This is a genomic window from Kitasatospora sp. NPDC058478, from assembly GCF_042720345.1.
Classification (GTDB): Bacteria; Actinomycetota; Actinomycetes; order Streptomycetales; family Streptomycetaceae; genus Kitasatospora.
Genome location: NZ_JBHXML010000126.1, coordinates 1 through 13354, shown reverse-complemented (window position 1 = coordinate 13354; position 13354 = coordinate 1). Strand labels below are relative to the sequence as shown.

15 protein-coding genes are annotated in these 13354 nt (G+C 74.2%); 5 read left to right on the top strand and 10 right to left on the bottom strand.

Annotated elements, in window-relative coordinates:
- The first annotated feature begins 119 nt into the window (after positions 1-119).
- Positions 120-1736: a protein kinase gene (locus ACFWPT_RS39860; RefSeq protein WP_380380330.1), complete on the top strand. Its 1617-nt coding sequence runs from the start codon at positions 120-122 to the stop codon at positions 1734-1736.
- A 33-nt stretch (positions 1737-1769) separates the two neighbouring features.
- Here ACFWPT_RS39860 and ACFWPT_RS39855 read toward each other — a convergent pair whose 3' ends face one another.
- The 7 genes from ACFWPT_RS39855 to ACFWPT_RS39825 form a co-directional block, all read right to left on the bottom strand.
- A complete protein-coding gene (locus tag ACFWPT_RS39855) occupies positions 1770-2396 on the bottom strand; it encodes a glyoxalase (protein ID WP_380346440.1) in 627 nt (208 codons plus the stop codon).
- Entirely contained in the window at positions 2393-2830 is a 438-nt protein-coding gene (locus ACFWPT_RS39850; RefSeq protein ID WP_380380328.1) for a helix-turn-helix domain-containing protein, read from the bottom strand. The genes ACFWPT_RS39855 and ACFWPT_RS39850 overlap by 4 nt, the downstream gene beginning before the upstream one ends.
- An 88-nt stretch (positions 2831-2918) precedes the next feature.
- Positions 2919-3329 carry a VOC family protein gene (locus tag ACFWPT_RS39845; RefSeq protein ID WP_380487873.1) on the bottom strand — a complete coding sequence of 137 codons (411 nt, stop codon included), beginning with the start codon at positions 3327-3329 and terminating at the stop codon, positions 2919-2921.
- A gap of 85 nt (positions 3330-3414) precedes the next feature.
- Positions 3415-3948, bottom strand: a complete 534-nt coding sequence (locus tag ACFWPT_RS39840; RefSeq protein WP_079135787.1) for a potassium channel family protein — start codon at positions 3946-3948, stop codon at positions 3415-3417.
- A 115-nt stretch (positions 3949-4063) separates the two neighbouring features.
- Positions 4064-5482: a hypothetical protein gene (locus ACFWPT_RS39835; RefSeq protein WP_380487871.1), complete on the bottom strand. Its 1419-nt coding sequence runs from the start codon at positions 5480-5482 to the stop codon at positions 4064-4066.
- Positions 5483-5633: 151 nt separating this feature from the next.
- The gene (tatA, locus tag ACFWPT_RS39830; RefSeq protein WP_063348755.1) at positions 5634-5930 is read right to left on the bottom strand and encodes a Sec-independent protein translocase subunit TatA; all 297 of its coding nucleotides are present in this window, start codon (positions 5928-5930) and stop codon (positions 5634-5636) included.
- 292 nt (positions 5931-6222) lie between these two features.
- Complete coding sequence (locus tag ACFWPT_RS39825; protein WP_380487869.1) at positions 6223-6792, bottom strand: methyltransferase family protein; 570 nt, start codon at positions 6790-6792, stop codon at positions 6223-6225.
- A gap of 244 nt (positions 6793-7036) precedes the next feature.
- Here ACFWPT_RS39825 and ACFWPT_RS39820 point away from each other — a divergent pair, with 244 nt between their 5' ends.
- Positions 7037-7252: a type II toxin-antitoxin system Phd/YefM family antitoxin gene (locus ACFWPT_RS39820; protein WP_380380332.1), complete on the top strand. Its 216-nt coding sequence runs from the start codon at positions 7037-7039 to the stop codon at positions 7250-7252.
- Positions 7253-7485: 233 nt separating this feature from the next.
- Here ACFWPT_RS39820 and ACFWPT_RS39815 read toward each other — a convergent pair whose 3' ends face one another.
- Positions 7486-9030 carry an MFS transporter gene (locus ACFWPT_RS39815; RefSeq protein WP_380487867.1) on the bottom strand — a complete coding sequence of 515 codons (1545 nt, stop codon included), beginning with the start codon at positions 9028-9030 and terminating at the stop codon, positions 7486-7488.
- Positions 9031-9165: 135 nt separating this feature from the next.
- Between ACFWPT_RS39815 and ACFWPT_RS39810 the strand changes: the two genes are divergently transcribed.
- Positions 9166-9777, top strand: a complete 612-nt coding sequence (locus ACFWPT_RS39810) for a TetR/AcrR family transcriptional regulator (RefSeq protein WP_363375054.1) — start codon at positions 9166-9168, stop codon at positions 9775-9777.
- Between the two features lie 49 nt (positions 9778-9826).
- Here the strand turns inward: ACFWPT_RS39810 and ACFWPT_RS39805 are convergent, their stop codons facing one another.
- Positions 9827-10144, bottom strand: coding sequence for a cupin (locus tag ACFWPT_RS39805; RefSeq protein WP_363375056.1), 318 nt, complete (start codon positions 10142-10144; stop codon positions 9827-9829).
- A gap of 143 nt (positions 10145-10287) precedes the next feature.
- Between ACFWPT_RS39805 and ACFWPT_RS39800 the strand changes: the two genes are divergently transcribed.
- Positions 10288-10554 (top strand): hypothetical protein, encoded by a 267-nt coding sequence (locus ACFWPT_RS39800; RefSeq protein ID WP_363375057.1) that lies wholly within the window; start codon positions 10288-10290, stop codon positions 10552-10554.
- A 114-nt stretch (positions 10555-10668) separates the two neighbouring features.
- Here ACFWPT_RS39800 and ACFWPT_RS39795 read toward each other — a convergent pair whose 3' ends face one another.
- Entirely contained in the window at positions 10669-11826 is a 1158-nt protein-coding gene (locus ACFWPT_RS39795; RefSeq protein WP_380380317.1) for an acyl-CoA dehydrogenase family protein, read from the bottom strand.
- 209 nt (positions 11827-12035) lie between these two features.
- Here ACFWPT_RS39795 and ACFWPT_RS39790 point away from each other — a divergent pair, with 209 nt between their 5' ends.
- The gene (locus tag ACFWPT_RS39790) at positions 12036-13319 is read left to right on the top strand and encodes a TetR/AcrR family transcriptional regulator (RefSeq protein ID WP_380487865.1); all 1284 of its coding nucleotides are present in this window, start codon (positions 12036-12038) and stop codon (positions 13317-13319) included.
- Positions 13320-13354: the final 35 nt, after the last annotated feature.

The window sequence follows — 13354 nt, the reverse complement described above, 5'->3', positions numbered from 1 at the left end:
CTGCCCGGTCCCCCGACCGCCTCCCCGCCCCCGGCGGTGCGGTCCGGCGGTGCGGCTATCGTGCACAGGTGCACGAGGCGGCCCGGAACACCGGGCACGGCACGTGAGGGGAGTCCCAGGTGATCGGACGGGCGCTGAACGGGCGTTACGAACTCGTCGAGATACTCGGCGTCGGCGGCATGGCCACCGTCTGGCGCGGGCTGGACCACGTGCTGGGCCGTCAGGTGGCCGTCAAGGTCCTCAACGGGGGACTCGCCGACGACCCCCGCTTCGCCGAGCGGTTCAGCCGCGAGGCGCAGCACGCGGCCATGCTGGTGCACCCGAGGATCGTCATGGTCTTCGACTCGGGCGTCGACCAGGGCACGCCGTTCATCGTCATGGAGCTCGTCCACGGCCGTTCGCTCGCCGCCGTGCTGGCGCAGCAGCCGGGTCTGCCGGTGGAACGCGCCGTCGGCATCGCGGCGGCGGTCTGCGAGGCGCTGGCGGTCGCGCACGCGGCCGGGCTGGTCCACCGGGACATCAAACCCGGCAACATCATGATCACCGACGACGGCGGGGTGAAGGTCGTCGACTTCGGCATCGCCCGGGCCGGTTCGTCCAGCAACCTGACCCAGACGGCGAGCGTGCTCGGTACGGCCGCCTACCTGTCGCCCGAGCAGGCCACCGCCTCGCCCCTGGACGGCCGCACCGACCTCTACGCGGTCGGCTGCGTGCTCACCGAAATGCTCACCGGCGAGACGCCGTTCACCGCCGAGACGCCGGTGGCGATCGCCTTCAAGCACGTCAGCGAGCAGCCCCTGCCGCCGTCCTACCGCCGCCCCGGCCTGCCGCCCGCGCTGGACGCGGCCGTGCTGCGCCTGCTCGCCAAGAACCCCGCCGACCGGCCGGCGGACGCCGTCGCGGCGCGGGCCGAACTCCTCTCCACCATCCCCGGGTTGGCGGTCGGCGACCCGACGGCGGAACTCCTCGCCACCGCCGCCGCCACCCAACTGCTGCCGCCCGTACGGCCGGTGAACCCCAACCAGCAGCACACCACCCTGCTCCCGCCGCAGGCCCCGGCCGTCACCTCGCTGATGGCGCCCGTCCCGCAGGCCCCGCCGGCCACTTCGCTGATGGCGCCCGTCCGGCAGGCCCCGCCCGGGGCCGCCGGCCGCAACCGCAACCGCCGCCGCAGGCCCCTCGTCCTCGGCGCACTGGGCGTGGCCGGACTCGCCGGCGTCACCGCCCTGGCCGTCGCCGCCCTGGACGAGCCCGCCGGCAACGCCGCCGCTCCCGCTCCCGCCAAGCCGCCGGCGGCCACCGCCCCCAGCACCCCGGCTGCCGCGCCCAGCACCCCGGCCCGCGCGTCCACCCCCGCGGCGACCCCGACGCCCACCACCGCGGCCCCCACCACCCCGGCCGGTCTCCCCACGGCCCCCAACCCGGGCGTCCCCCGCAACCAGGGGGCGGCCCTCCAGCTCAACGCCTTCCGCCAGGCCGTCGTCCAGACCCCGGTCGGGGGCAAGGAGCACGACCGCCAGGCGGAGCTGCTGCGGATCCTCGACGACGCCTCCGCCCGCCTCAACGAGGGCAATCCGGACGACGCGGCCCAGGAGCTCAAGGACGCCCAGAAGGTGATCCGCGACCTGGCCAAGAAGCACGCCATCGACGGCCCCACCAGCGCCAACTGGAACGCCCGCCTCGGCGCCCTGCTGATCACCCTGCACGCCACGGCCGCCGACAACCAGGACTGGTGACCGCAGGGCCCAAGTTCTGTCCGGCGGGGCGCTTCAGCGCGCGGCCGCGGGCTGTTCGGCGGCCCAGGCGAACCCGTCCGGGTCGGTGAAGGTTCCGGCGGTGCCGCCGATCACGAGCCGGTGCGATCCGCTGCCGTCGGGGGAGACTCCGGCGTCCTTGGCGAGGGCCCGGCGCTTGTACAGCGCGAGCTTGACCGGGCTGGACCCGGTGGCGAACTCGACGTACACCGGGCCGAAGCTCTTCGCCACGGCGAGGCCGCGGTCGACGTAGAACCGCTTGCTCGCGGAGACGTCCGCGACTCCCAGCAGGAGCACGAGCCGGTCGATCCGCCGGGTGGCCGGGCCGGTGTCCTTCTTCGCGGAGGTCGCGATCTTCCAGATCGTCCCGTCCGGGGCCTGGACGACGCCGCCGTAGCCCCAGAGCGACTTCGCGGCGGGCTTGAGGGCGGTGGCGCCGGCGTCGAGGGCGGCGTCGACGAAGCCGTCGACGGTGGCGGGCTGGGACACCGTGAGCGACAGCGTGAACCCGCGGAAGCCGGTGGTCGGCTCCTGCGAGGCCCGCAGGCGCAGCTGCGTGTCCAGGCCGAAGGCGGTGGTGTAGAAGCTGCGGGCGGCCGTGGGGTCGGCCACGTCGAGGATGAGGGAGTCGATGGAAGTCATGTCCTCCACGCTAGGTGGGGCCCGGTGGCCGGGGCTTCTCGAATCCTGACCGGTCCGGGGGCCCGTCGTGCGCGGCGCCGGTAGTCGTCGGGCGGCATGCCGACCAGTTCGGTGAAGCGGGTGCGGAAGGCGTCCGGCGAGGTGCAGCCGACCGCGCGGCGGACCGCGGTGACGCCGAGGCCGCCGCAGCGCAGGAACGCGGCCGCGCGCTCGACGCGACGCGCCGTCAGGTAGTCGTACGGCGAGTCGCCGTAGGCCAGCCGGAACTCGCGGCTGAGCTGCCCGGCCGCCAGGCCGGCGTCGCGCGCGAGCGCCAGGACGTCGAGTGGCCGCGCGTACTCGCGGTCGATCCGGTCCCGGACGCGGCGCAGCCGCGCGAGGTCTTTCAGTCGCTGCGCCGCCGCGCGGGCGCGGGCCCACGAGGGGTGACACACGGGAGGACTCCTCTCACCGGGCCCGACTCCGGCCGTCGCGGCCGTCAGGGACTGCACGGCCCGTACGGCCGGCGCGCGGCCGGACGGCTCAGCGCAGTTCCTGGATGCGGATCAGGTTGCCGGCGGGGTCGCGGAAGGCGCAGTCGCGCATGCCGTACGGCTGCTCGGTCGGCTCCTGGACGACCTCGGCGCCGCCGGCCTGCACCGCCCGGAAGGTGCCGTCGAGGTCCCGGGTGGCCAGCAGGATCCAGCCGTAGGTGCCCTTGGCCATCATCTCGGCGATGGTGCGGCGCTCGTCCTCGGTGACCCCGGGGTCGACGGCCGGCGGCGCCAGGAGGATGGAGGTGTCGGGCCGCCCGGCGGGGCCGACGGTGATCCAGCGCATCTTGCCCTGCCCGACGTCGCCGCGGACCTCGAAGCCGAGGACGTCGCGGTAGAAGACCAGGGACGCGTCCGGGTCGTCGTGCGGGAGGACGCTGGTGTGAATGGTGATGTCCATGGCGCCGATGCTAGGTGTGGCCGCGCGGGCGTGCTTCTCGGATCCTGACCGATCGGACGTGGCCGTCCACAGCCTGTGGACAACGTCACGGCTTGCGGTGGCTCCGGGTCTCGACGTTCGCCCGGATCGCCCGCGACAGCGTCCCCGCCGCCGTGGCGAGGAAGACGAAGGTGTACCCGATCTGCAGGATCACCACGAGGCGGGGCGCCTGTGCGGCCGGGGTGATGTCGCCGTAGCCGACGGTGGCCAGGGTGACGACGGTGAAGTACAGGGCGTCGAGCCGGGTGACCAGCCCATCGAAATCGCCCGGACGGGCGGCCATGACGTAGTAGGTCGCGGCGAAGATGGTCATCGCGAGGAAGATCAGGAAGGACAGCCAGGCCACCGGGCGCTTCGCGTCGCCCCGCAGCACGGCGGTGGTCTTCGCCAGCAGCAGGCCGCTCAGGCCGACCAGCGCGGCGGTGAACACCAGCCAGCTGAGGACGGGGTGGTGGTAGCCGAGCCGGCGCAGGGGGAGAATCCAGTACGCGAGGATCAGCGCGGTGCAGGCGCCCAGCAGCCAGAGCGCGGACCTCGGGTCGACCCGGCCTTGCGGTGGTGGTGGCTGGCTTCCGGACATCGCGTCCAGCCTGCGGCTGCGCCGGGTCGGGCGCGTCCCGGGCTGGGCCGTTCGGGCCGGACCGTCCGGGGGCGGGTCGGCGGCGGCCGCGGTACCGGCCCCCGCCGACCGCCCCTCAGGCGGAGGCCGGGGCTCCTCCGTCCGGTCGGCCGGGCTCGTCCAGCAGCTCCAGCACCGCCAGGACGGCGACCAGCGCGAGCGCCAGACAGAGCGTCACCAGCACCGTCGGATAGCTCCACAGCACGAACGCCAGCGCCGCGCCCGCGACCGCCGCCCAGCCCAGCCAGGCCTTCCAGCGGTGGACGAACCGCCCGACCGGCCCGAGCCGCAGCCCGGCCCGCTCGGCGGTGCTCCGGGCCGCGCCGAGCCCCGCGTGCCAGCTGCCGCGCGCGGTGCGGGCCCAGCGCCCGCCGCCGCTGATCCAGGCGCCGAGCGCGACGATCAGGCCGAGCGCGATCACCACCCGGACGGCGGAGCGCAGGTAGCGCACCAGCGCGTCGTACACCGCCTGGGCGGCCGACTGGTCCACCCCGGCGGGGAGCCCGTCCAGGTAGACGGCCCGGAACACGCTCAGCCCGATGCCCAGCAGCAGCGCCCCGCCGGCCATCCCCAGCGCCACCGTGACCGCCGCCCGGCGCCGCCGGACCGCGAGCAGCACCCCGCCGACCGCGCAGGCCAGCGTGATCACCGGCATCCAGAAGCCGGCCAGGTCCAGCAGCCGCAGGCCGGTGCGGACCTTGGGGATGGCGGAGGACTGCACCAGCGTGAACGAGGTGTGGATCTCCGGGATCCTCGCGGCCGGCGTGAGCCCGTTGTCGACCAGCGCGGTCTTCACCCGGGCGATCACCGGGGCGAGGTCGAGCACCACGGTGTCGTTCCTGACCTCGACGGCGCCGCCGCCCTGCCCGGTCAGCATCCGGTCGATCGCGGTGTGCGCCTGCCGGTTGACGTCCGTCCAGAGGGTGGCGAAGGCGTCGCTGTCCACCACCCGCTGGACCTGGTTGCGGACGAAGCCGGTGAGCCCGTCGGTGAGGGCCTGGCCGATGCCGTTCAGCAGCGCGCCGAGCTTGGGCCGGTCGTCGGGGGCGATGGTGTCGAGCAGCGAGTCGACCGGGATCCGCGTCACGATCTCGTCGGTGACCCGGTTGGTGACGGCCGCCCTGACCGCCGGGTCCCTGGCCAGCGGCGCCATGGTCGCGACGTACCGGTCGGTGTCGCCGATCTCCGACCTCGCCCACACCGCGACGGCGCTCAGCGGGGTCAGCACGCAGGCCAGCAGGATCAGCAGGACGGCGAAGAGGGAGCGCACCCGGTGGCGGTCCGGGCGGGTCTCCAACTGCCGGGTGAGCCGCGCCTGGTGGGCCTCGGCGGCGTTCAGGCGGGCCCGCAGGTCGGCCAGCTCGTCGGGCGACCCGGCAGGCGGTTCACCGGGGGATTCACCGGGGGGTCCGCCCGGCGGTCCGGCAGGCGGTCCGCCCGGGGGTCCGACGGGCGGTCTGACGGGCGGCTCGTCGCCCGGTTCGTCGGTGGGCATGCCGCGACTCCGTTCCTCCGGTAGGTGCATACCAGGAGATAACGGATCAGATCGGACGGCCAGTCGGGAGGGCCGTGAGCAGCCCGGATGCAGCAGAAACCCCCGGCACCGTCATCGGACGGTACCGGGGGCTTCCGGAAAAGAGCGGGACTCAGACGGCCGTCTCGGGCCGCTTCGTCTCGGTGGCCTTGGTCACGTTGGTCGGCGTGACGGCCGGCGGGGTCGTGGCGGCCGGCTGCGGCGCGGCGGTGCTCTGCGCGGTGCCGGCGCTCTGCGCCGCGTCCGCCGGGGCTTCGTCCTCGCGCAGCGCCTTCGTCTCCGCCTTCAGGATGCGCATCGACTTGCCGAGGCCGCGGGCCATCTCCGGCAGCTTCTTCGACCCGAACAGCAGGATGACGATCGCCAGCACCACCAGGAGGTGCCAGGGCTCAAGACCGTTCCGCAGCATCCCTGGCCACCGGTCCCTTCTTGTCTAGAGTCAAGGGTGGGCGAGCGCCCGTGCTGGCCAGTATGCCTGGCGACGACGGCGAACGGATACACCGGCCGGGAAACGCTGGCCAAAAAGCAGGTGCCGTTCGAGCGGAACGCGAGCGCCCGCGGCAGCGGCCGGAACCGGCCCGGTCCGGCTCGCACACCCGTGACCAGCCCGCACGGCACCGCGCCGCGCAACACCCGCCCCTCGGGCCCCTTCGCTCCCGTCGCCAGGGGTCGCAGCCGACAACCGCCCGATCGGCGGCGGCTCAGTACACGAAGGGCACGAGTCGCTTCGACATCCGCCGGTATTGCGCGTACTCCGGCCCGAAGGCGGCCAGCAGCAGTCGCTCCTCGGCGGCGATCCGCCAGCCGTACGCGCCGAGCAGCAGCGCCGGCACCAGCAGGGCCGCCGGCCAGCTGCCCAGGCCGAGCGCGTAGCCCGTCCAGACCAGCAGGCTGCCGGCGTAGCCGGGGTGGCGGATCTGCCGGTACGGGCCGCTGCGGACGACGCGCTGGGTGTCCACGGTGCGCAGGGTGCGGGTGTAGTAGCGGCCCAGGGTGCGCATGCCCCAGGCCCGCAGCGCCAGCCCGGCGGCGATCAGTGCGATCCCGAACCAGCGGGCCCAGGGCGGCAGTTCGCCGATCCCGGCGCGGCCGAACAGCACCACGACCAGCACCGCGGCGACGTAGCAGGCGAGCAGCAGCCGGGTCGAGCCGCGGTCGCGGCCATCCGCGCGCCAGGTGCCGGCGGCGGAGTCCTCGCGGCGGCGCAGCATCAGCTCGTAACCGACCCAGCACAGCATGCCGAGGAGGGAGAGCAGGGTCGTCAGGGACATGCGGCGGCTCCCGGCGGATAGGAGGGACGGGCCAGTACCCCTTCACGGTCCTCCCCGGGGGCCGCCGACGCACGCCCCCGGGGGTGGACGCCCCGCCCTCCACCCCCAGGTGGACCGTCCGGCCCGCCCGTTGACGAGGCCCGTCCGTTGCCGCCCGCGATCTGCGGTCGTGCCGCCGACCTCGGCACACCAATGGACGTACAACCGCTACCTTGATGCCATGGGCGAGCCAGTGATCGAGCCGATGGCCGAGGTCCGGAGCCACCTCGCGGACGTGATCGACCGGGCCCGACGTGACGGAACTCCGACGATCATCACGAGGCGCGGCCGGCAGGAGGCGGTGGTGATCGACATCGCCGAGTACCAGCACCTCGTGGAAATCGCCGAGCAGGCCGAGAACGAGAGGCTGAACCGCCTCGCGGCCGAGGCCGAGGCCGAGGGCCTCGAAGGCTCCGTCTAGCTGGAGGGGATGGCCGCCCTGCTCCGCGATCACCACGGCCGACCGTGAGGGGCTGCTCCACACTCGCCGGGTGCTGTACACCGTCGAGGGCGGGGTGCTGATCGTCTGGGTCATGGCGGTCGGCAACCGTCGTGAGGTCTACCGGCACCGGTAGGGGCCGGCGGGAACGGCGGAGAGCCCCCGCCCGTGGGGGCGGGGGCTCTCGATGACTCGCGTGGATCGGTCCTGGTGGGTCAGACGGTGACGGCCTCCGGGGCCGGGGCGGCGGCGGGGAGGTGGCGCATCAGGCGGTAGGCCAGCAGGGCGGCGCCGAGGGCGAAGACCAGGCCGACCACCGCGGCGACGTGCAGGCCGTCGGTGAAGGCGGCCCGGGCGGTCTCCAGCAGGTCCGTGCCGATCCGGCCGGGCAGGTGGCCGGCGACGGTGACCGCGCCGCCGAGGGTGTCCTGGGCGGTCCGGGCGGCCTCGCCGTCGACGCCCGCGGGGAGGGCGCCGTCCAGCTGGTGGCGGTAGACGGCGGCGCCGGCCGCGCCGAGCAGGGCGATGCCGAGTGAGCTGCCGAGTTCGACGGCGGTCTCGGAGGTGGCGGAAGCGGCGCCGGCCTGCTCGACGGGGGCGGCGGAGACGACCATTTCGGCGGTCATGGTCATGGTGCCGACGGTGCCGGCGGCGAGGACGCCCGCCGCGACGAGGATGAGCGCCAGCGGGGAGTGCGCGCCGACCTGGGTCATCAGCGCGAAGCCCGCCGCGCCGACCAGGAACCCGCCGCCCATCAGGGCCGCCGGGCGGACCTTGCCGGCCAGCGCCGAGCTGGTGCCGACGGCCGCGCCGACGCCGACGCTGGGCACCAGCGACCAGAGCGAGGCGGTGAGCGGGCTCATGCCCTTGACCAGTTGCAGGTACTGCGAGGTGAAGAGGGAGAAGCCCATCATCGCGAACATCGCGATGGTGTTGACGCTGATCGCGCCGCTGAAGGTGCGGATCCGGAACAGGCCGAGGTCGATCAGCGGGTCGGCGGCGGTGCGCTGGCGCCGGACGAACGCGGCGGCCAGCAGCAGGCCGACGGGGACGGCGAGGGCGGGCAGCGGGCTCCAGCCGTCCACGGCGAGGGTCTTGACGCCGTAGACCAGCGGCAGGATCGCGGCCATCGAGAGCGCGGCGCCGGGCAGGTCGAAGCGGCCGGTGCGGGCGGTGGAGCGGTACTCGGGGAGCAGGGCGGGCGCGGTGAGCAGCACCAGGGCCATCACCGGGACGGCGACCAGGAACGTGGAGCCCCACCAGAAGTGGTCGAGCAGCAGGCCGCCGACGACCGGGCCGAGGGTGGCGCCAGCGGTGAGGACGCCGCCCCAGGCGCCGAGGGCGATCTGCCGCTGCTTGGGGTCGTGGAACATGTTGCGGATCAGCGCGAGCGTCGAGGGCATCACGGTGGCCCCGGCGACGCCGAGCAGGGCGCGGGCGGCGATCAGCTGGTCGGCGGTGTCGGCCCGGGCGGCGAGCAGCGAGGCACCGATGAAGCCGGCGGCGCCGATCATCAGCAGTCGGCGGCGGCCGATCCGGTCGCCGAGCGAGCCCATGGTGATGAGCAGCCCGGCGAGCAGGAACGAGTACATGTCCATGATCCACAGCTGCTGGGTGCCGCTGGGTGCCAGCATGGTGGAGATGAAGGGGACGGCGAAGAAGAGCACGCCCATGTCCATGGCCAGGACGAGGGTCGGGAGCAGGAGGACGGCCAGGCCGATCCATTCGCGACGGCCTGCGCGGCCGGTGGTTGCGGTCATGGGGAAGACGGTACGGGCGTGTCAGACGCCTGTCTAGTACATCCGTGTAAATCGCTCGTGTGAGACGAATGCATGAGACGACCGTGCGAGACATTCGTGCAAGACATTTGTGCAGTCCTTCCGTAGGATCGGGTCATGGGAAACCGCGAAGACCTGATGGCCGGCGCCAAGCGCTGCCTGTACGAGAAGGGGTACGGGCGCACCACCGCCCGTGACGTCGCGACCGCCTCGGGCGTCAGCCTGGCCGCGATCGGCTACCACTTCGGTTCGAAGGACGCGCTGCTCAACGCGGCGATGATCGAGGCGATCGGGGAGATGGGGGCGGCCCTGGGCGCGGTGGTGGACGCCGCCAACCGGGTGTCGGACGACCCGGAGGAGCGCTTCGCCGCGGTCTGGGACGGCCTCAGGACCGTCTTCACCGAGCACCGCGGGCTCTGGGCGGCCCAGTTCGAGGCGCTCGCCCAGGCCGCGCACGCGCCCGAGCTGGCGCACGCGTTCGCGGAGGCGCAGAAGGAGGGCCGGCTCGGTCTCGCCGCGCTGTTCCAGGGGCTGCCCGAAGTGCCGGACACCGAGGAGGAGATCGTCCGCGGCTCCTTCTACCAGACCCTGCTGGCCGGGTACGCCGCCCAGTGGCTGGCCGCCCCCGAACTGGCGCCGAGCGGGCGGGACTTCCTGCGCGGGCTGCGGCTGGTCAGCGCAAGCGTGCTCAGCCCCGCGGTGCCGTCACCGCCCGCTGCCGCCCGCTGACGGCTGCCAGCCGTCAACCGCTCCGCCCGCTGTCGACGGCGCCGCCCCGCTAGGCGGTGACCACCGTCAGCAGCACCACCGAGTCGACGTGGGCCAGCAGCCCGTGCCGCTCCTGCGGCACCGGCTCCAGCCGTCCGACCGGCAGCTCCTGGTGCCGGCCGGCGATGGTCAGCGAGACCCGGCCGCGCAGCACCTGGACGCTGCCGGCGGTCGGCGGGGTGTGCTCGTCCAGCGAGGTGCCCGCGGTCAGCGCGATCACGGTCTGCCGTAGGACGCCGTCGTGGAGCACCAGGTGGGCGCTGCGCCCGTGTGGGCTCTCGGCCGCCCGGGCGAGGTGTTCCACGGCGAGCTGTTCGAGATCGGGCATCGCGCGTCCTCCTGACCCGGCGTGCCGGGCCGACCCCGGGCGCCCGGACCGGCGCCGTGTGCCCAGGTTCGCGGACGCGCTCGGCTCGCGCACCCGGAGCCGTTCGACGTGCAGCCCCCGGCGAGTGCCCGCATCGTGGAGGCATGGCGATCAACGAGACAATCTCCGGCGGGTTCCAGGTCAACCGCTCGCTGCTGGCCGGCGGCGCGCTGCTCACCGGTATCGGTGCCGTGCTCGGCGTGGCCGGGGCGGCGATGGTGTGCGCGGCGCTGGCCACGGCGGGCCGCAGCTGGGTGCGCAGCCTGGAGACCGCGCCGGCCGCGTTCGCCCAGCGGGCGCTGCGCGAGGCGAAGGTGGCGTCCAGTGCGGGCTGGGAGGCCTGGCGCGCGGAGCACGGTTCGCCCAACTGATCGCACCCGTCCGCCTGAGCCGCACCCGCCGGCCCCGGCCGAGTGCGCCCGTCCGGGTGCGGCGGGCCGCCATGGGGGTGCGGCCCGCCGCGGCTGTGGACCCGCCTGCCCCGCCTACAGGCCGAGCGACTTGGCGATGATGCTGCGCATGACCTCGCTGGTGCCGCCGTAGATCCGGAACACCCGGTTGTCGGTGTAGAGCCGGGCGATCGGGTACTCCAGGATGTAGCCGTAACCGCCGTGCAGCTGAAGGCACTTGTCGATGACGGTGGAGGCCGACTCGGTGCAGAACAGCTTCGTGGCGGCCGCGTCGGCGACGGTCAGCTCCCCCTGCTGGTACAGCTCCAGCGCGCGGTCCACCATCGACTGCTGCGCCACCACCTGGGCCTCGCAGTCGGCCAGGGTGAACTTGGTGTTCTGGAACTCGGCCACCGCCTTGCCGAACACCTTGCGGTCCTTGACGTACTGGAGCGCGAACCGCACCGCCGCGGCCGCCGACGCGTACGCGCTGACGGCGATCGCCAGCCGCTCCTGCACCAGGTTGTGGGTCAGGTAGGAGAAGGCCCGGCCCTCCTCGCCGAGCAGGTTCTCCACCGGCACCTTGACGTCGCTGAAGGCCAGTTCGGCGGTGTCCGAGGTGCGCAGGCCGATCTTCTGCAGCTTGCGGCCGACCGTGTAGCCGGGGGACGTGGTGTCCACGCAGAGGATGGACAGGCCGGCCCGGCGGTTGTCCGGGTCGTACGGGGCGGTGCGGCAGACCACCAGGACGAGGTCGGCCAGCACGCCGCCGGTGATGAAGGTCTTGGCGCCGTTCAGGACGTAGTGGGTGCCGTCCTCGGAGAGCCGCGCGGTGGTGGCGATGCCCGCGAGGTCGGAGCCGGCGCCCGGCTCGGTCATCGCGATGGCGGTCATGATGTCGCCGGAGACGAAGCCGGGCAGCCAGCGCCGCTTCTGCTCCTCGGTGGCGTACTCCAGCAGGTAGGGCAGGACCAGCGCGGTGTGCACGCCCGAGGAGCCGAAGCTCACGCCCGCCCGGGCGGTCTCCTCGGTGATCACCGTCTGGTACTTGAAGCCGCTCTCGCCCGCGCCGCCGTACTCCTCCGGCACTTCGATGCCGTAGACGCCGAGCGCGCCGAGCTGTCGGTAGAAGTCGCGCGGCGGGTGGCCGTCGGCCTCCCAGCTCTCGTAGACCGGGACGACCTCGTTGGCGATGAAGTCCCGGATGGTCTCCCGGAAGGCCTCGTGGTCCTCGTTGAACACGGTGCGGCGCACGGCGGCGCTCCCTTCGGTGGTGACCGGCTGCGGGCGCCGGCGGGGGCTGAACGTGCCAGGTGATGGCCTCACAAGTTAATCCCGGGTAGCTTCGGCTGTCCAGGGTCGACGGCCCCGGAAAAGGTCGGTGGCCACCGGCGGTCGGCGCCCTCAAGTGAATCCTTGCTAGCCTTCGGTCGGCAGTCCGGAGCGCGGGAGGGAGGCTCGCCATGGTGGTCCGACGACCGCCCGGGCGGCGCGCCCAGATCCTCGCCGTGGCGGCCGACCGGTTCCACCGCAGCGGCTACCACCAGGTCTCCATGACCGAGGTCGCCGCCGGGGTCGGCATCACCGCGCCCGCCCTCTACCGGCACTTCCGCGGCAAGCCCGAACTGCTCGACCGCGCCGTCCGGCTGGGGCTGGACGCGCTGGCCTGCGGGCTGCGCGGGGCCCGCACCACCGGCGACCTCGGCGCCGCGCTGGCCGTCGTCGCGGTCGGACACCGCCCGCTCGGCACCCTGGTGCAGCGCGACGCCAGGCTGCTGCCGCCGGCCCGGCGGGCGGCGCTGCGCCGCGAACTGCGCGCCGACGTCGCGCTGATGACCGCCGTGCTGCGCGCCGGACGGCCGGAACTCCCGTCGCCGGACGCCGAGTTGCTCTGCTGGTCGGCGCTCTCCGCCTGCACCGGGCTCTCCTACCAGTCGGCCGCGCCGCAGCCGCGCCGCGCCGAGGCGGTGCTGCGCGAACTCGTCGCCGCCGTCCTCGCGGCCTCCCTGCGCGGCGCCGCCGCCCACCCGGATCCCGCTGTCCACCCAGGTCCCGCCCTCATCCCCGTCTCCGCCGCCGATCCCGTCGCCCCCGGGCCGCCGGAGCCCAGGCCGCAGGCACGCCGCGAGGAGCTGCTCGCGGCGGCCGTCCGGCTCTTCCACCAGCGCGGCTTCGACAACGTCAGCACCGACCAACTCGGCGCCGCCGTCGGCATCTCCGGCCCCAGCGTCTACCGGCACTTCGACAGCAAGGCCCAGTTGCTCGCCGCCTCGCTGGTGCGCAGCCGCGAACGGCTCTGGCAGGAGGTGGACGGCGCGTTCGCGGCCGCCGCCGGGCCGGAGGCGGCGCTGGCGGCCGGCCTGGGCGCGTACGTCGGCTTCGCGCTGCGCAACGGCGACTACCTGGGCGCGATGCTGAGCGAGACGGAGCGGCTGGCCCCGCCGGACCGCCGGGTCGCGGTGGACTTCCGGCGCGACTTCCTGCGCACCTGGGTCGGCCTGCTGCGGCGGGTCCGGCCCGAGTACGACGCGGTCGAGGCCCGGATCCGGGTGCACGCCCTGTTCGCGCTGGTCAACGACGGGGTGCGGAACCGCCCGCACAGCGCCCGCCCGGACCTCGGGGACTGCCTGCTGCACCTCGGCCGGGCCGTCCTCGGACTGCCCGGAACGGACGGCGGCCGGGGGGGGGCCCCGCCCGCGGCCGGGGGGGGCCCCCGCCCCCCCGGGGGGGGTGGGGGGGGGGGTTGAACAAAACGACCACACACGGCCCCCACCCACACGGG